Annotated in this window: 16 protein-coding genes; 9 read left to right on the plus strand and 7 right to left on the minus strand. The window is 34.9% G+C overall.

Annotation, left to right across the window (positions count from 1 at the left end):
• Positions 1–6 precede the first annotated feature (6 nt).
• Complete coding sequence (locus AAC084_RS02775; protein ID WP_339836585.1) at positions 7–456, plus strand: hypothetical protein; 450 nt, start codon at positions 7–9, stop codon at positions 454–456.
• On the opposite strand, the gene AAC084_RS02780 is transcribed toward AAC084_RS02775, so the two are convergent.
• The 5 genes from AAC084_RS02780 to AAC084_RS02800 form a co-directional block, all read right to left on the minus strand.
• The gene (locus tag AAC084_RS02780; protein ID WP_339836586.1) at positions 453–1,430 is read right to left on the minus strand and encodes an acyl transferase; all 978 of its coding nucleotides are present in this window, start codon (positions 1,428–1,430) and stop codon (positions 453–455) included. The genes AAC084_RS02775 and AAC084_RS02780 overlap by 4 nt on opposite strands.
• Positions 1,431–1,506: 76 nt before the next feature.
• On the minus strand, positions 1,507–1,830 hold the full coding sequence (locus AAC084_RS02785; protein ID WP_339836587.1) for a T9SS type A sorting domain-containing protein: 324 nt from the start codon (positions 1,828–1,830) through the stop codon (positions 1,507–1,509).
• 179 nt (positions 1,831–2,009) lie between these two features.
• Entirely contained in the window at positions 2,010–2,318 is a 309-nt protein-coding gene (locus AAC084_RS02790) for a T9SS type A sorting domain-containing protein (protein WP_339836589.1), read from the minus strand.
• A 148-nt stretch (positions 2,319–2,466) separates the two neighbouring features.
• A complete protein-coding gene (locus tag AAC084_RS02795) occupies positions 2,467–4,695 on the minus strand; it encodes a hypothetical protein (protein ID WP_339836591.1) in 2,229 nt (742 codons plus the stop codon).
• A 55-nt stretch (positions 4,696–4,750) separates the two neighbouring features.
• Positions 4,751–7,597, minus strand: a complete 2,847-nt coding sequence (locus tag AAC084_RS02800) for a TonB-dependent receptor (RefSeq protein WP_339836593.1) — start codon at positions 7,595–7,597, stop codon at positions 4,751–4,753.
• A gap of 184 nt (positions 7,598–7,781) precedes the next feature.
• Here AAC084_RS02800 and AAC084_RS02805 point away from each other — a divergent pair, with 184 nt between their 5' ends.
• Genes AAC084_RS02805 through AAC084_RS02825 form a run of 5 tightly spaced genes read left to right on the plus strand, consistent with a single transcriptional unit; the run spans position 7,782 to position 11,249 of the window.
• On the plus strand, positions 7,782–8,468 hold the full coding sequence (locus tag AAC084_RS02805) for a response regulator transcription factor (RefSeq protein WP_339836596.1): 687 nt from the start codon (positions 7,782–7,784) through the stop codon (positions 8,466–8,468).
• A complete protein-coding gene (locus tag AAC084_RS02810; protein WP_339836598.1) occupies positions 8,469–9,539 on the plus strand; it encodes an ATP-binding protein in 1,071 nt (356 codons plus the stop codon).
• Between the two features lie 52 nt (positions 9,540–9,591).
• Positions 9,592–10,260, plus strand: coding sequence for a tRNA (guanosine(46)-N7)-methyltransferase TrmB (trmB, locus tag AAC084_RS02815; protein WP_339836601.1), 669 nt, complete (start codon positions 9,592–9,594; stop codon positions 10,258–10,260).
• A gap of 4 nt (positions 10,261–10,264) precedes the next feature.
• Entirely contained in the window at positions 10,265–10,891 is a 627-nt protein-coding gene (locus AAC084_RS02820; RefSeq protein ID WP_339836603.1) for a LysE family transporter, read from the plus strand.
• Between the two features lie 13 nt (positions 10,892–10,904).
• On the plus strand, positions 10,905–11,249 hold the full coding sequence (locus AAC084_RS02825) for an MGMT family protein (protein WP_339836605.1): 345 nt from the start codon (positions 10,905–10,907) through the stop codon (positions 11,247–11,249).
• A 2-nt stretch (positions 11,250–11,251) separates the two neighbouring features.
• Here the strand turns inward: AAC084_RS02825 and AAC084_RS02830 are convergent, their stop codons facing one another.
• The gene (locus AAC084_RS02830) at positions 11,252–12,598 is read right to left on the minus strand and encodes an ATP-binding protein (protein WP_339836608.1); all 1,347 of its coding nucleotides are present in this window, start codon (positions 12,596–12,598) and stop codon (positions 11,252–11,254) included.
• Positions 12,598–13,962 carry a sigma-54 dependent transcriptional regulator gene (locus AAC084_RS02835; protein ID WP_339836611.1) on the minus strand — a complete coding sequence of 455 codons (1,365 nt, stop codon included), beginning with the start codon at positions 13,960–13,962 and terminating at the stop codon, positions 12,598–12,600. Before AAC084_RS02835 ends, AAC084_RS02830 begins: the two co-directional genes overlap by 1 nt.
• 201 nt (positions 13,963–14,163) lie before the next feature.
• On the opposite strand from AAC084_RS02835, the gene AAC084_RS02840 reads away from it, so the two are divergent.
• The 3 genes from AAC084_RS02840 to AAC084_RS02850 all read left to right on the plus strand — a co-directional run bounded on the left by AAC084_RS02840 (position 14,164) and on the right by AAC084_RS02850 (position 17,537).
• Positions 14,164–15,510 (plus strand): TolC family protein, encoded by a 1,347-nt coding sequence (locus tag AAC084_RS02840; protein WP_339836613.1) that lies wholly within the window; start codon positions 14,164–14,166, stop codon positions 15,508–15,510.
• Positions 15,511–15,527: 17 nt separating this feature from the next.
• Positions 15,528–16,778: an efflux RND transporter periplasmic adaptor subunit gene (locus tag AAC084_RS02845; protein ID WP_339836616.1), complete on the plus strand. Its 1,251-nt coding sequence runs from the start codon at positions 15,528–15,530 to the stop codon at positions 16,776–16,778.
• Positions 16,779–16,841: 63 nt separating this feature from the next.
• A complete protein-coding gene (locus AAC084_RS02850) occupies positions 16,842–17,537 on the plus strand; it encodes an ABC transporter ATP-binding protein (RefSeq protein WP_339836619.1) in 696 nt (231 codons plus the stop codon).
• The last annotated feature ends 15 nt before the right edge of the window (positions 17,538–17,552 follow it).

Consider the following 17,552-nt stretch of genomic DNA (forward strand, 5'->3'; position numbering starts at 1 on the left):
CGTTTTATGAGAAAAATAGCTGCTTTAACGTTATTGTTGTTTACAATTATTTCATGTTCTAATGAAGATGATTTCGGATTGGAGTCTACTCAGTTTGTTTTTTCGGAACAAAAGTGGGAATTAACTAAAATGACAGGTAGTTTCGAGAATTCTGAAACTACCGGAAGTGATATGGAATGGCAAGAATATTACATATTTTCTCCAGAAGGAAATTTCCTGAAATCACGAACTGTTGGTGAGGTTGTTATAGAAGCTATTGGAACTTTTGAGGTTGTAGAGTTTGAAAACGATGTAGAACATTATTTAGAGCTCACCTATGACATGGACTATGATATAATAGGAAATTGCACAGGAGATGATAAGGAAATTTTAATATATAGGTCTTCTAAGATGATTTCTAGCTTGTGGATGGCTTGTGACGGACCTGGTTTAGATTATGAGCTGAGTAAAAATTAAAGTACCATTAAATTACATCCTCTAATATCAGAATTATCAAATCTTCCGATAATTTCAAAAGTACCATCCTCATTGATTTTACCTAAATCTTGTGTAGCAATAAAAGAGCACGAATTAATGTTTGCTAAATCAATAACATTTATTCCGCCAGATTTGCTTGTTTTTAAATAACTAAGAGGATCTTCAGTATCGCGAACTAAAATCTTCATCCAAGCAGGGCAATCGAATACGCCATTTCCTTTTGAGTATGCTTGAGATAATAATTCCGTCATACCGTATTCCGAGTGTATTTCGGTTACTCCGAAACCAGCACTTAGTAATTGATGTAATTCTTGTCGTACGATCTCTTTACGACGGCCTTTCATCCCACCAGTCTCCATAACTATGGTATTCTGAAGTGATAGTTGATATTGCTCGGTAAACTCTAATAAGGCAAAGGAAACTCCAATAATTAAAATTCTAGTTTCAGTTTTTTGAAGCTCAAGTAAAAGTTGGTGTAGTTGCTCATATTCATTTAAAAAGAAACCACTTTTTGGATGATTCGATTTTCTAATCAAATCTTCTACCATATAAATCAATGATGAACCGGTTCTTTCTAAATACGAGGGTAAAAGCGCTAAAACACAATAGTCTTCTATATTTCCGTAAAAATGTTTAAAAGCTTGTAAATAACTGTCTTCGTAAAGGCTTAAGTCGGTAACGAAATGTTTACTGGTTTCGTTACCCGTTGTACCACTGCTGGTAAAGGTAATTTCAGCTTCGTTGTCATTACTGACTACATTCTTCGATTTAAAAAATTCAATGGGTAAAAAGGGTATCTGGTCTAAAGAGTTGACCGATTCAGGTTTTACTTTTAAATACTCGCAAAACGAATGATATATTGTGTTATTCCCGTACTGATATTTAAAAATACGCAGTGCATGGGTTAGAAACTCCCTTTCTGTTCGTATATCGAAAATAGCATTTTGCTCCATGAATATTTTATGGTTGAAGCAAAGGTACTGAACGAAATTATTTTAAGGGTTTAGTAACTAAATTAAGTAGGGAGTATTATTTTACGACCAATTTTCTAGTAATTGATTTATCGTTCTCCGTTACCTGAACAACATATACGCCAGGTGACAGACGAGAAATATTCATTGCTTTGGTAGATAGCCTATCGGTGAGTACCAATTCTCCAAATACATCATAAATCTTAATTTCTTTTAGATTATTTTTCTCGGTCGTCACATAGACGACGTCTGCAAGTACAGGGTTCGGATATAATTTGAAACCGGCAATCTCACCATTCTGTAGGTTATTGATATCAATGGTATCTTGAGCGTAAAGGCCGACAGAAACTAACATAAATAGCAAAAAATAGATTTTCTTCATTTCTAATTGATTTGGGATCAACGAGATAAAAGTACTTATAAGCTATATAGGCTGTTTATAAATGTTGTGAAAGCTAAGATTTTGTAGGTCAATGAGATAGGTGTTGTAATTCAACGGAAATAAGTGTATTTCGACGATGTGGATTATTAGGTTGTGTAGAAGTAAAATCAGGAATAATGCTATTTGACAATCAATTTACGTGTAGCAATTTTATTTTTTTCAAAAACACGTAAAACATAAACACCTGCATCTAAATCTGTAAGATTTAATTCTTTACCTAGTATGGTTGTTTTTAGCAATAAGGTGCCGAAAACGTCATAGATAAAAATTTCCTTAGGTGCGTTGAGATTAGTGGAGATATAAACTTTACCAGTAGTAACCGGATTTGGGTACATGCTAAAACCATCAATATCCCCATTGCTTTTGGTGCTTTGACCATAGCTGAAGGAGATAAAAAGAAAAAAGATGATTAAGTAAATGTGCTTCATACGCTACTACAATACAAATTGTATACCACAAATATATGAATATTGATTCCTGAATGTCAAGGTGATAGACCTATTCTTTTAAATTTTTCGATGAAATGCAAAAAAGCCCGCAATTTGCGGGCTTTTTATTAAAAATCAACTGCATTTATTAATTGATGCCTACAGTCCAGCCAGCTGCCCAAGTTGGTTCAGCTGCACCAGCACCAGCACCAGTGTTATCACCTGTAGTAATGAAAGTTGTATTTGCACCTGTATAATCAGTTTGAACAAAATCAGTTGCAGGACTATCAAACTGTATAGGATTAATTGTTAAAGCATTAGCTTCAATTCGAACCCCTGCTTCAACATCTGTATCTTTAACTTTAACTCCTAAATCAACACCTGAAGTGTAGAAATTAGTTATTGTAAATGAACCACCACCTTCTTTGAAGTAAAGTGCTCCTTCAGAAACAGGACCTACTACAGTAATATTGGTTAAAGTAGTTGTAGTTACAGGAGTAGCATCTCCGTCATCTCCATTGTTTGAACCTTCGATACCAGCTTTAGCACCATCTTTAATATACCAGTTTGTACCATTACCTGTCCATCCATCAGCGAAGTCAATTGAATCATCTCCACTTCCTATAGATACTAAGTTAATTCCGTCAACTGCTCCACCGAAGAATTCGATACCATCATCACCTCCCATGTAAGATTCTACGTTTTCGAATTTAGTTCCTGATCCAACTCCAAATAAAGATACTCCGTTAAACTCTTTGTCATTAGAAAAAGTAGCACCAGTGTATTCAACTCTTAAATAAGTGATATCTCCAGAATCATCATCATTTTCAGTTCCACCGTAAGTTAAATCACCAACTTCTGTAGTTACATCAACACCTTTATTAGTAGCTGCGTTTCCAGCTATTACAAGTCCGCCCCAGTCGCCTGCAGCAGGTGTATCTGAGCCAGATGTCATTACAACGGGAGCCGAAGCTGTTCCGTTAATGAAAATTTGAGCACCTCTCTCAACACCTACGAAAGCAGCAGTACCACCAGTAGCTTTAATCAAAGTACCTGCAGGTATTGTTAAAGAACCACCAGTTTTAACTACAAAACCGCTTGTAAGAATATATTCTATACTTGCATCTAAAGAAACATCTCCAGTAACTTCACCAGCTAAATTTTGTTGAGTAGAAGCAGCACTATTACTTAATCCAGTTGTCCAACCAGCAGCCCAGTCAGGAGCAGCTGCACCATTACCAGCACCAGTAGCTAAACCTTCAGTGTAAAAATCTAAGTTTATACCTACAAAGTCAGTTGCTGAAAATTCAGCAGGAGTATCAGCAAATTGAATATTGGTTATTGCTAAATCATCAGCCTCTATTCTAGCGTTTGCTTCAACATCGGTATCCTTAACTTTAATACCTAAATCTGCACCACTGATATAGAAATTGTCAATCGTGAAATTACCACCACCTTCTTTGAAATATAAGGCACCTTCACTTACAGGACCAACAACTGTAATATTGCTTAATGTTGTTGTAGTAACAGGAGTAGCATTACCATCATCACCATTGTTAGAACCTTCGATACCAGCTTTTGCGCCACCGGAAATATACCAGTTAGATCCACTACCTACCCAACCGTCAGCGAAGTCGATTGAATCATCTCCACTTCCTATAGATACTAAGTTGTTACCTGTAACAGAACCACCGAAAAACTCTATACCGTCATCTCCACCATTGAAAGATTGAACATATTCGAAGGTGGTACCAGAACCAACTCCGAATAGTGAAACGCCATTAAATTCCTTGTCGTTGGAAAATGTAGCGCCAGTGTACTCAACTCTTAGATAAGTAATATCACCAGAATCATCAGATGAATTTGAACCTCCATAAGTTAAATCACCTACTTCAGTAGTAACGTCTGCACCTTTATTAGTTGGAGCATCACCAGCTATTACAAGTCCACCCCAGTCACCAGCAGCAGGACTAGCAGCGCCAGAGGTCATAATTACAGGAGCTGAAGCTGTTCCGTTAATGAAAATTTGTGCACCTCTTTCAACACCTACGAACGCCGCAGTTCCACCAGCAGCTTTAATGGTTGTTCCAGCAGGAATTGTTAATGAAAAACCAGACTTAACAACATATGCGCCAGTAAGACTGTAAGATTTAGAAGCATCAAGGGTTGTGTTCTCGGTCACATCTCCATTTAATTCAGCTGTTTCTGATTCACAAGCAGTGCATGTTCCACCGCAATCTACACCTGTTTCTGTTCCATTTTTAATACCATCTGAACACGTTGGCTCATTGGTTGGGATAGTGTCATCATCTGAACAAGAGGCTACGAAAGCCATTGTAGATAGACCTAGCATTAAAGTGAAAATTGTTTTTTTCATAATTACAAATTTTAATTTTAATTGAGACTTATGTTTAATTAGTTAGGTATTCAATTTAAAAGCTATAGGTAAATGAAAGAGATAGATCCATTCCTCTTTTATAAGATAAAACAGTTACAGGGCCATCTTCTAGAAATCCTGGAACCGCAGGATTGACTAAATCTAGTTTGCCTTCAGCATTTTCATTAACTCTTTCAATTAATGGGTTTAATAAGTTTTTTAAGTTTAAGCCAACTCCAATGTGTTTTCCGAATTCTACTTTTGAGATTAAGTCTAGAGTAACATATCCTTTATCCATTAAATGACCTCTACCAGTACTTCCTAGAGCAAAAAGACGCTCTGAGAAATAGTTGGCGGCAAGCGTAGATCTAATATTTTTTTCTTCAGAAAATTCTAGGTAATAGCTTAAATCACCATTTATAAGTACATCTGATGCACCTTGTAAAGGAGCTTCGGTATTTGTAAATGCAGCAGATAAACTAGTTTCATTAGCAACTTTTTGAGAATCTAGTTCTTGATTTGTTTTTAAGTAAGAAACGTTACCTCCAAAACTTAGTGTTTCTTTCAAGAATGCATTTTCGGTTTCCTTTTCTTTTTCTATAACATTTAAACGAAGTTCTAGTTCTGCACCAAAAGCAGTGGCACTATCACCAGTATTCGCATAGCTTAAATCGTTTGCGGCAGATACAACTAAGAAAGTGTTGATTGGATCTTGAATAAACTTTGCGAAAACCCCAAAAGAAACAAGTTCACTAGCTGAAGGGAATAACTCCCAGCGCACATCAAAGTTGTAATTAATTGAGTTTTTTAAATCTGGATTTCCAAACGAATCTTGATTTATCTCCTCCTGGAACAAGAAAGGAGCACGTTCTTTAAATTGGGGTAAAGTATAAGTTCTACTCGAAGCAAATCGTAAATTTTGCTTATCATTTAAGGAGTATTTAAGCGCTAACGATGGTAAGAATTCGAAAATATCTAAATTATTATTCCCTTCACCTTGTATAACGGTATTCCAAGTTATGTCTTGTTTAATTTGTTCGCCACGTGCACCTGCGAACAAAGTGAATTGTGGTGAAAAATTGTATTCAAGAGTAATGAATGCCGCATTTATTTGTTGCTCTCCGCCAAATGTTTGAGGAAGTATAGCATCTGCAAATGAAGCCGGACCTCTAAAAGTTCTTATTTGATATAATCCTGAACTTAACGGATTTTGTTCAAAATAAGCATCAATATTTCTAGGGTCGACAATTGGTTGTTCATTAACTTTTAGAAATTGATAATTGAATTGTGTAGCATCAAAATCTACATTTTTAAATCTACCATTATATCCTAATGTAAGTTTGCCATTGAACTCGTCATCATCATTCTTCTCAAACTTATAAGTTGTTGAAATATTGGCGGCAATCTCTTCTTCATCTAATTCTTGATAGAATCTATGATTTTCAGATGCTGCTGAAACAAGTGCAAATGATTTTGGACCTTCTGGTTGATTATTTCGTACAGGTAACAATGTATTTTGTCTTCTGTCAGGAATAACATTCTTAACATAGTTATAAGCACCTCCCCAGTTGACTTCTAGGTTTTCACCAAAATTATGCGCTCCCAAAAGTTGGTGAATATATAGTGTAGTTCTATCATAAGTTGATCTCTGAATAAATCCACCGCCTTCTGGTGCATCATCTTCGCGGTCAATTATACCATTAAATTCTTCCTGTTTTTGACTCGAATTGTTTAACATTAAAAAATTGTATTTAAATCTAGATTTTGTTCCCAATCTTAATCCTACATTACCCATTAAGGTCGTAGATGTATTGTAGCTAAATCTTTCATAATCAAAATCTGAATTTGGTAAGCCGTTCCCAACATTCGGGGCACCTCTATTGACACCTTGTCTATAAGCATTGTCATTACCAAAGGATCCCACGGCAAAGAAGTTTAATCGTGTTTCTTCACCTAGGTTATATGAGTCTCCTCCTTTTAGGGAGAAGCTTGAGTTTATAGGCGTTGCACTCTGTTCTCTATCCCAACTGGTTGAGAAAGTATTTGAAAATGGATTATTCGGAATAGCCGAGTTGTAAAATCCTGAAAAATCTGGACCATTATTCAAATAGAAGTTATCGACACCAATAGCCTCAGTATTAACGCCAGATTGAGCAGTTAGTTCTAAAAATCCAGAACCATTATAATCTCTTGATAGTATATTGATATTGGCTCCGCCAAAATCACCATAATTACTAGCATTAAAAGTTTTATCTATTCCTATAGATTCTATTATGCTAGTGCCGAAAATACTTAGGTCAATATTCTTTTTAGAAGTATTGTTAGAAGGCAGTGGTAGGCCGTTAAGGGTTGTAATATTAAAACGATCACCAAGTCCGCGAACATAAACATTACCAGAGCCTTCTTCCTTAGAAATACCAGTTACCTTACTTACTGCAGTAGCTGCATCACTAGCACCTTTTCTAGCTAATTCTTGTGCGCCGATGGCAGTTTCAAGGGTAACCGTTTTCTTCTGATCCAATAATAAAGCAGTTTCAGAATCTTTGCGAGCTACGGTAGTAACAGTTACCTCATCTAAAGAAACACCTTGAGATGCACTTAAGGGTACATCTATTGTGGTTACTTTACCGGCTACAACTTCAACGTTTGGTATTTCAACAGTTTCATATCCTAAGTAGCTGAATGAAACAGTATACGTTCCAGACTCTATACTTGATATTTCATATAATCCATCAAAATCTGATGTGGTTCCTTTAGTCGTTCCTTTTAATAATACGTTGGCGAATGCTAAAGGTTCATCGTTAACTTCTTTGTCAGTAAGTTTTCCAACAATGCTTCCAGTGTCTTGCGCACTTAATTTAATAGAGATAAACAGTAAAGTAAAAAAAAGTAATTTGTTCATTAGATATATTGATTCTATAATCAGCGGCAAAGGAAACGAGGAGTTGTAAAGGTCAGGTTAGCTATAGGTTAAACATTTATTTTGTTAATGTTATGTAAACGTTACTACATTAAATCAATGTTAACTGACGTTGTCGTAATAGTATTATCTTTACTTTTGAGCGAATCAATCGAATTTGAAAACCATGAAAAAGAAGGACATTAGGATACTTTTAGTTGATGATGAACCAGACATCCTAGAGATTGTAGCGTATAATCTAACTGCTGAAGGATATGATGTATATACCGCAAAGAATGGTGCAGATGGTGTAGCTAAAGCCAAAAAGAAGATGCCCCATCTTATTATATTAGATGTTATGATGCCTGAGATGGATGGTATTGAGGCTTGCGAGATTTTAAGAAAAACATCAGGTATGGAAAATACCATTATTACGTTTTTAACTGCTAGAGGAGAAGATTATTCTCAGGTTGCTGGTTTTGATGCGGGTGCAGATGATTATATCACAAAACCTATTAAGCCAAAAGTATTGGTCAGTAAGGTGAATGCTTTATTAAGACGGCTTAAAAATGAAGAAAATACCCAAGAAGATATTGTTAAGGTTGGTGATATTGTAATCAACAGAGAAGAATACAAGATTATTAAGAAAGGGGTAGAAATTATTTTACCTAGAAAAGAATTTGAACTTCTTGCACTATTAACTTCTAAACCAAGTAAAGTTTTTAAAAGAGAAGTTATTCTTGATAGGGTTTGGGGTAATGAAGTTGTTGTCGGTGGTCGTACTATTGATGTGCACATTAGAAAACTTCGTGAAAAGATTGGGGAAGACCATTTTAAAACGGTAAAGGGAGTAGGATATAAGTTCGTATTATAAATGGCAGCTTCCTTACGTTCTAAAAAATCGTATCGTTTTGCATATCGCTCATCATTATACATCGCTGTAATTGCCTCAATAGTTTTGGCGCTTATCTTGTGGGTTTTTGGGATGTTAAATTGGTTAGTATTGGCCTTGGCGGCAGTGACTATTTTTCTAACTTCTTTTGTCACGCTTCAAATTAGAATCGATAAATTCATCTACAAACGGATTAAAAAAATCTATGATGATGTGGAACTATTGGAGTCTTCCACCTTACCATCATATCCTGTAACGACCGATATGCGTACGTTAACGGCAGAAATTGAAAAATTTGCTAAGGACAAGAAAATAGAAATTGATACTTTAAAGATTCGCGAAGAATACCGAAAAGATTTTTTAGGTAATGTATCTCATGAACTAAAGACCCCTTTGTTTACCGTACAAGGGTATTTAGAGACGTTGTTGGATGGAGCTATTGACGATAAAAGTGTTAGAAAGAAATACATATTTAGGGCCAATAAAGCGGTAGACCGTTTAATTTATATTGTAAAAGACCTTGACCTTATTACTAAGTTAGAGGTTGGTGACCTTCGGCTAGAGAAACAATCATTTAACATCATAGAGCTTATTCAAAGTGTTTTTGATTTGTTGGAAATGAAAGCCGATAAAAAGAATATTACCCTCACGTTTGATATTGCTTATCCTAAACCCATCATGGTATTTGCTGATAAAGAGAAAATTCAACAAGTACTTACAAACCTGTTGGTGAACTCGATAAAGTATGGTAATGAAAATGGTACAACAGAGGTGAGTGTTGAGAATTTGGTTAAGAATAAGATAATTGTACGAGTAACGGATAATGGCGAAGGTATACCGTCCGTCCATATACCCCGACTTTTTGAGCGTTTTTATAGGGTTGATCAAAGTGGAAGTAGACGCGAGGGCGGTTCTGGTTTAGGTTTGGCCATCGTTAAGCATGTGATTGAAGCGCATGGTGAAAAAATATTTGTGGAAAGTGCTGTTGAGGTAGGATCCGAATTTTCATTTACCCTAGAAAAAAGTTCCACTCAATTAGTGGACAAGCAATAATCTGTGGCCTTCTCTTTTTACCTAAATTTGCTGCAGTTTACAATAGATAACTGTGGGAAGTAAAAATAAATTAAAACGATTTCAGGAAAACGAAACTTTTCCTAACGTAATACAACCAACCAGAGAAGAAATAGTTAGTGGTTTTTCATTGAGAGGTAAGTGGAATACGCATTTCAAGAACGATAATCCTATTGTTTTAGAATTGGGTTGTGGAAAAGGGGAGTATACCGTTGGCTTGGCAAAAAAGTTTCCGAACAAGAATTTTATTGGTATTGATATAAAAGGAGCTCGTTTTTGGAAAGGTGCTAAAATCGCTATCGAAGAGAATTTACCCAATGTGACTTTTATTCGTACGCAAATTGAATTGGTCGACCATATTTTTGGTGAGCAAGAAGTATCAGAAATCTGGATTACTTTTCCTGACCCTCAAATAAAATATAAGCGTACCAAACACCGCATGACAAACCAAGAGTTTTTAAAGCGGTACAGAAAGGTTTTAAAACCTGACGGTACTGTTAATTTAAAAACAGATAGTGAATTCATGCATGGGTATACTTTAGGTTTACTTCATGGGTTAGGTTTAGAGGTGCTTTACGCCAATCACGATGTTTATAAGAATGAGGGGAGCCCGAAAGAAGTACTTGAAATACAGACTTTCTACGAAAATCAGTATCTTGAAAAGGGAAAACCTATTACCTTTATTAGGTTCAAGGTAAACTGATATAATGCAACAATTACCAATTTTATTTGTTTTCACCTTTGGTGCTGCTTTCTTTGCATCATTACCACCTGGTTTACTCAATTTAAATGCGGCTAAAACTAGTGTAGAGAAAGGGAAGTCGAATGGAATTATTTTTGCGCTAGGTGTTTCCATTGCGGTAATGCTACAAACCTATGTTGCAGTTCGCATCGCCAAGTACATTTCAAGAAATCAGCATGTAATTGAGGTATTACTACAAATAGCACTGTTAGTATTTTTTGTTTTGGCAGTGGTCTTTTTTATAAAAGGTAGAAAACAAGATAATAAGCCGTTAATCTTAGCAGAGACTAAAAAGCGAAATAGCTTTTCTAAAGGGGTGTTTTTGGCATTAATAAATTTTTTGGTGATCCCTTATTACAGTGGTTTAAATACTGTTTTTCATGGGCAAGGTTTTATGACCTATAGAATAGTAGATGAGGTTTTATTTATACTGGCGGCAGGTAGTGGCACATTTTTGGCTATGTATTTATATGTTGTCTATTTCAATAAATGGGAGTATAAAACTAGCTCGTTCTCTAAAAACAGTAACTATATTTTAAGTGGATTAATGCTGCTTTTGTTTATCATTACTTGCTTTAGATTGTTTAATTAAAGCTCAAGTAAGCATGAAACCTGAAAATGAAAATTTCTTTGAAAAAGTATATCAAGTAGCTCGACTTATTCCTGAAGGACGAGTGACTTCTTACGGGGCAATCGCGAAATATTTAGGAGCTGCTAGAAGTGCAAGAATGGTAGGCTGGGCAATGAACGCTTCACATAATATGGAAGATATACCCGCACATAGAGTCGTCAATAAAGCCGGACTTCTTACCGGAAAACATCATTTTGATGGTACCAATTTAATGCAGCAACTTTTAGAAGGTGAAGGTGTTAAAATAAAAGACCTTCAAATTGTAAATCTTGAAGAATATTTTTGGGATCCTTTTATTGAGCTACAAGCAGATATTTAAAATCATTCAAAGGTTAGGGTAAAGGTTGTTGTTTCATTAGAAACCACCCGAATTGAACCACCGTGTAAACGCATAATTTGTTTGCTTAGACTTAAGCCTATTCCTGTTCCTGTATTTTTAGTGGTGAAAAAGGGAACAAAAATCTCATCTAAAAGTTCGGTCGAAATTCCGGGGCCATTATCGGTAACTGTTATATATTTTTTTTCTTGTGGGTTTATACCTGCTTTTATGATAATACTACCCTCATCTTGTTCTTCAATTGCTTGTTGTGCGTTTTTACCTAAGTTTAAAAGTATTTGCGTGAGTTGTTTCTCATCAATATAAAGTTCTAAGTCATCAGGCTCACAAGAGACTTCTAAACTAATATTGTGAACATTGGTATACTCTTGCAAAAGTAATCTGACCTTTTCTAGTATTTTTTTGGCAGGAATCAATTCTCTATCAGGTTCAGGAACACTTAGAAAGGTTCGGTATGACTGGACAAAACTCATTAAATCATTACCCTGTTCTTTTATGACTTCTAGCCCTTTAGCAGAATTCTTAATTTGTAGTTCACCAAATTCTTCTGGGGTCGAAAGTTGATTTCCTTTTTTAAAATATTTTAAAATAGACTCTGATATAGAGGTAATAGGTGTAATGGTGTTCATAATTTCATGGGTAAGAACACGTATTAATTTTACCCAAGAATCAGTTTCCTTATCATCAAGTTCTTTTTGTATGTCATGCACAATAACAAGTAAAAGTTTTTTTCCTTCAATGGTAATGGGTGTACATTTTAAGGTAAGCTCTTTTTTACCTCGTTCGTTACCCAAGGAATATAAAGTACTTGCAAACGGTTCTAGATTTTCAAAAAGACCATACAGTTTAGGGTCTATCTGTTTTAATTGTTTAACATGATTAAGTGGTCTGTAGTTTAGAAGGTTTTGCACGGTAGGGTTAGCATATAAAATATGCCCTTTATCATTTACAGTAAATATGCCAATATCTGCTTGCCTTAAAATTTCTTGATAATACTGTTCCTGCGCTTGCTTTTTTAAATGAATATCTTGAATCATAGTGTTCAACATATTCAAGCTATGATTAAGCTCTTCCATTGATTTTACACTAAGCTTCTCAGGAAAACGTAGCGTGAAATCCTCATTTTTTATAGCATCAAAGAAATAGGCAATCTTTCTGTTGGTTTGGTTTACGTAATAGACTAAGCTATATGTCAGGCCAATGAAAACTAAGCCAAGCAGGCCACAAAGTATGTATTGCTCTTTAAAAAAGAGAAAGCCCACAAACAGCGCACAAATTGCAATTAAAATGATTCGGAAAATAAGTTGGTAGTAAATACTTTTGCTGACCATTATTTACCTGATTTTTTTAGTTTGTTATAAAGGGTCTGTCTAGATATGCCTAATTGTTCTGCAGCTGCGCTATAATTTCCCTCATTTTCGTTCAGTGCTTTTGTTATCATAATTAACTCCATTTCTTCTAAAGTTTTTGGTCCATCTTCTATAGAAAAAGATGTTTTAGTTTCCAATAGAAAATCTGTAGATTTTAACACGTTACCTTCGGAAAGTATTACTGCACGCTCCATAGTATGCAATAGCTCTCTAACATTACCGGGCCAAGCATAATCCATTAATTTTTCTTGGGCAGATTGATTAATTTTCAAACTTGGCTTGCCATATTTATAAGCAAATTTTTTCAAGAAAAAATCAGATAGAATTAAAACATCTCCATCACGGTCTCTAAGAGCAGGTACTTCTATTTGTATGGTATTGATTCTATATAAAAGATCTTCTCGAAACAGGCCATCTGCTACCATTTGGTCTAAATTACAATTGGTAGCACAGATTAGCCGAATATCTACAGCAATCGTTTTATTAGACCCCACACGCACTACAACCCTGTTTTGAATCACCGATAATAACTTAGCCTGCATCTGTAAAGAGAGGTTTCCTATTTCATCTAAAAATAAAGTACCGCCATTTGCTGCTTCAAACTTACCAGCTCGGTCTTCTTTTGCATCTGTAAAGGATCCTTTTACATGTCCGAAAAGCTCACTTTCAAATAAATTTTCTGAAATAGAACCCATATCTACAGATATGAAAACCTCATTATTTCTAGCAGAAGATTTATGAAGTTCTCTCGCAATTAGTTCTTTTCCTGTTCCATTTTCACCGGTAACCAAAATATTGACATCAGTCTTAGCAACTTTTTGAACAAGGCTAAGAACACTATTTAGGGCTTTTGAATTCCCAATGATATAATTTGTGTTCTGATTAATAACCTGTTTCAGGTTACTCTCTTTCTGCTTTAGATGTTGTACTTCTTTCTGAGATTTTCGAAGTTCGTAAGCAGATTTAACCGTAGTTAAGAGCCGTTCATTATTCCAAGGTTTTAATATAAAATCTGTCGCCCCTTCTTTTAGTGCTTCTACAGCAAGTTCAATGGCTCCATAAGCAGTCATCATAATTACAGAAATATGGGGTGCTTTCTTTTTAATTTCTCGCAACCAATATAGGCCTTCATTACCTGTGTTCACTCCCGCTGAGAAATTCATATCCAATAATATGATATCTATTTCTTTGAGATTGGGGAATGATGAAAGAAGATTCGGATTTGAAATTGTTTGAACACTTTTATATTCGAATTGTAATAATATTTCTAAAGCGCTCAGAACACTTTTCGTATCATCAACTACTAAAATTTTTGCTTCGGTCATTTGAGAAATCAATTAACTTATTTAAAACTACATATAGAAGATTGTATATTAATAAAAGTGTAAAAATATTTTACAATATCTGTACAACATTTTTACAGTCACAAGTATAATTATAATTTAAATTATAAATAAAATATTGAAAATCAATGAGTTACTGTTATGGCACGCATATAGTATAGTGTATGGCATACCAATATAGAAATGAATCAAAAAATAAAAATAACAACCATTTTGCTGTTCTCCATTTGGAGTTCTGTTATAGCCCAAGAAACGTGGACTTTAGATGAGTGTGTATCTTTTGCCTTAGAACATAATTTACAACTTAATGATTTTGAATATACGGATCAATCCAATAGAGAAACATACAGACAATCGATTCGTAATTTATTACCATCTGTAAATGCAAGTGCTAATTATAATATCAGTTTTGGTAGAGCTGAAGATCCGAATACGGGAACCTTTGTCAATCAAGATTTTTATTCTAACAATTATTCTCTAGAATCGTCGATTGATTTATTTCAAGGATTTCAGAAAATCAATTCCATTAAAGCATCAAAATTTTTATATAAGGCTACACAAGAAGAAGTATTGCAGCAAAAATACTTGTTGGCATTTAGGGTCATGCAAGCTTTTTATGATATCCAGTTTTTTAAAGGCTTAGTTGAAATTTCAAACGAGCAATTAAATGTTTCCCAATCGAACTATGATTTAGTAGGAAAACAGATAGAATTGGGATTAAAGGCGGGCGCTGATTTATACGAAGCAGAGTCTCTTTTATTAACAGATAAGTTGAATGTCACCCAAAGTAAGAATCAATTAGCCGCCGCTAAGCTAGCCTTAATACAAGAAATGAATTTAGAGAATGTTTCTGATATTGTAATACAGGAAGATTTAGCCGAGATAGCCAATGATTTAGGCAATGAAGAGATTGAATCCGATACTATATATAGTGAGGCGCGTGAATTTTTACCTATGATTAAAGCGCAAGAATTGAGAGCTAAAGCAGCTAAAAAGCAGGTAGCGGTTTCAAGAGGCAGACTTTATCCATCACTATCATTATTTGCAGGTATAGGCACAGGTTATTTTGAAACTACGCGAGATACCTTGGGTAATACATTGCCTTTTAGAGAACAGTTTAGAGATAATACCTCGCAGTATATTGGAGTAAATTTAAATGTTCCTATTAGTAATGGCTGGTCTGCACGATCAAGGGTAAAGCAATCTAAAATAGAACGTCTAAGAGCAGAGAATAATTTAAAGACACAAGAGCAAGAATTATTTCAGGCCATTCAGAAATTGGTGCAAGATTATAATTCACTTTTAGTAGAATTGGTTCAGAGTAATCAAAAAATGGAAGCACAAAACCTGGCATTTACAATTGCTCAAAAACGATATGAGAAAGGGATGATAAATGCACTTGAATTATTCACGGCAAAGAATTTATACGCCAGTGCTCAAAATGAAAATTTACAGGTTAAGCTTCGTTCAGAAATCAATAAAAGTACTTTAGATTTTTACAGAGGATTACCAGTATTTAATATAAACTAGAAAGATTAACACGAAAGATGGATATAAAATTAGAAAAGAAAAAAGGACTTAAACCCAAGCATTTTGGGTACATCGCTATAGGGGTATTGGTGCTGTTTGTAGGATATCAACTTTTATTCTCAAATTCTGTTTCAACCTTTAGAACAGAAAAAGATAAGCTGTCAATTGCAGAAGTGTCGGCAGGTAAATTTGATGACTATATTACTATTAATGGTAATGTAGCTCCAATCGCTACTATTTATATGGATGCTTATGAAGGTGGCCGTGTGAGTGAGAAATTGATTGAAGAGGGTGCAATTGTCAAAAAAGGAGATATCATTCTAAAGTTAGAAAACATGAACTTGTATGAGCAGATTCTAGCAAGCGAAAGTAATTTGGCATTAAAACAAAACGATTTAAGGTCTACAAAAATGAATTTCGATTCAAGACAAGTAGAAGGTAGAAGATCATTGGCGACGACATCAACAGATTTACAGCGACTTAAAAGAAACTATGAGCAGAACAAAGCGTTGTATGATGATGAGCTAATATCAAAAGAAGCGTTTCAACTGTCAAAAGAAAATTACGAATTATCTCAAAAGCAGCATGAAATCATTAAGGTACAAACCGTACAAGATGATGAATTACGCGAAACATCTCTAAAAGGATTGGATACCGATTTAGACCGTATGCAAAAAACTTTAGGCATGGTATACCAACGTCTAGATCATTTAAATGTTCGTGCTCCCGCAGATGGTCAATTAGGATTTTTAGATGCAGAAATTGGTCAAAATATAGCTCAAGGGCAACGTATAGGTCAGATAAATGTATTGACCGATTATAAAATTGAGGCTGATATTGACGAGCATTATATTGATCGTGTAAAAAGAGATTTAGTTGCGGTACTGGAGCGTAATGGTTCTGAGTTCCCATTACGATTACGAAAAGTATACCCAGAAGTTAGAAATGGTCGATTTAAAGTAGACTTGGTTTTTACGGATAACAAACCAGAAACCATACGTTCAGGTCAGAGTTATAACATCAAATTGCAATTAGGGGAATCTAACGATGCATTATTATTACCAAAAGGAAGCTTTTTTCAAAGTACTGGCGGACAATGGATTTTTGTTGTAGGACCCGACGGTGGAGAGGCTATTAAGAGAAATATTCGAATAGGAAAACAAAATTCTAGATACTATGAGGTATTAGAAGGATTAGAATCAGGAGAAAAGGTAATTACCAGCAACTATGATAATTTCGGAGAGGCCGAAAGAATCATATTAAAATAAAAATAACTGTCACATCTAGCATAGTTAAGGTGTCTTTTAAATAACAATTAAAATTAATCGAAAATGATAACCATTACGAATCTTAAAAAAAGTTTTAGAACAGAAGAAGTAGAAACCTTGGCATTGAACAGTGTCAACCTAAAAGTAGAGGATGGCGAATTTGTCGCTATAATGGGACCTTCAGGCTGTGGTAAATCAACACTTTTAAATATCATAGGTATGTTAGATAACCCTACCGATGGCAGTTATAATTTTGCGGGTAATGAAGTAGGTGGCTTAAAGGAAAGTCAGCGTACCCAATTACGAAAAGGTAATTTAGGCTTCGTATTTCAAAGCTTTAATTTAATCGATGAACTTACCGTATTTGAAAATGTAGAGCTGCCGTTAATCTATTTGAAAATGGGTAAGGCTGAGCGAAAAGAAAAAGTAATGAAAGTACTTGAACGTATGAAAATTGCACATAGAGAAAAACATTTTCCACAGCAATTATCTGGTGGTCAACAGCAACGTGTTGCCATTTCAAGAGCGGTTGTTACGAATCCAAAATTAATATTAGCCGATGAGCCTACGGGTAATTTAGATTCTAAAAATGGTTTGGAGGTAATGAACCTATTAACAGAATTAAACCAAGAAGGAACCACAATAGTAATGGTTACACACTCAGATCACGATTCTCATTTTGCTCATAGAGTAGTTAATCTATTCGATGGTCAAATAGTAACCGAAAGTCAAAATAGGGCTATAGGCGCAATGATTTAATAGGGAGAGTTTATT

Origin of the sequence: uncultured Maribacter sp., from assembly GCF_963977385.1 — a bacterium.
GTDB lineage: Bacteria > Bacteroidota > Bacteroidia > Flavobacteriales > Flavobacteriaceae > Maribacter.

Excerpts from the sequence above, each read along its gene's own strand:
- AAC084_RS02785 (WP_339836587.1), bottom strand. The coding sequence starts at position 1,830 with ATGAAGAAAATCTATTTTTTGCTATTTATGTTAGTTTCTGTCGGCCTT.
- AAC084_RS02780 (WP_339836586.1), bottom strand. The coding sequence starts at position 1,430 with ATGGAGCAAAATGCTATTTTCGATATACGAACAGAAAGGGAGTTTCTA.
- AAC084_RS02795 (WP_339836591.1), bottom strand. The coding sequence starts at position 4,695 with ATGAAAAAAACAATTTTCACTTTAATGCTAGGTCTATCTACAATGGCT.
- AAC084_RS02775 (WP_339836585.1), top strand. The coding sequence starts at position 7 with ATGAGAAAAATAGCTGCTTTAACGTTATTGTTGTTTACAATTATTTCA.
- AAC084_RS02845 (WP_339836616.1), top strand. The coding sequence starts at position 15,528 with ATGGATATAAAATTAGAAAAGAAAAAAGGACTTAAACCCAAGCATTTT.
- AAC084_RS02800 (WP_339836593.1), bottom strand. The coding sequence starts at position 7,597 with ATGAACAAATTACTTTTTTTTACTTTACTGTTTATCTCTATTAAATTA.
- AAC084_RS02840 (WP_339836613.1), top strand. The coding sequence starts at position 14,164 with ATGAATCAAAAAATAAAAATAACAACCATTTTGCTGTTCTCCATTTGG.
- AAC084_RS02830 (WP_339836608.1), bottom strand. The coding sequence starts at position 12,598 with ATGGTCAGCAAAAGTATTTACTACCAACTTATTTTCCGAATCATTTTA.
- AAC084_RS02850 (WP_339836619.1), top strand. The coding sequence starts at position 16,842 with ATGATAACCATTACGAATCTTAAAAAAAGTTTTAGAACAGAAGAAGTA.
- AAC084_RS02820 (WP_339836603.1), top strand. The coding sequence starts at position 10,265 with ATGCAACAATTACCAATTTTATTTGTTTTCACCTTTGGTGCTGCTTTC.
- AAC084_RS02825 (WP_339836605.1), top strand. The coding sequence starts at position 10,905 with ATGAAACCTGAAAATGAAAATTTCTTTGAAAAAGTATATCAAGTAGCT.
- AAC084_RS02810 (WP_339836598.1), top strand. The coding sequence starts at position 8,469 with ATGGCAGCTTCCTTACGTTCTAAAAAATCGTATCGTTTTGCATATCGC.
- AAC084_RS02835 (WP_339836611.1), bottom strand. The coding sequence starts at position 13,962 with ATGACCGAAGCAAAAATTTTAGTAGTTGATGATACGAAAAGTGTTCTG.
- AAC084_RS02805 (WP_339836596.1), top strand. The coding sequence starts at position 7,782 with ATGAAAAAGAAGGACATTAGGATACTTTTAGTTGATGATGAACCAGAC.
- AAC084_RS02790 (WP_339836589.1), bottom strand. The coding sequence starts at position 2,318 with ATGAAGCACATTTACTTAATCATCTTTTTTCTTTTTATCTCCTTCAGC.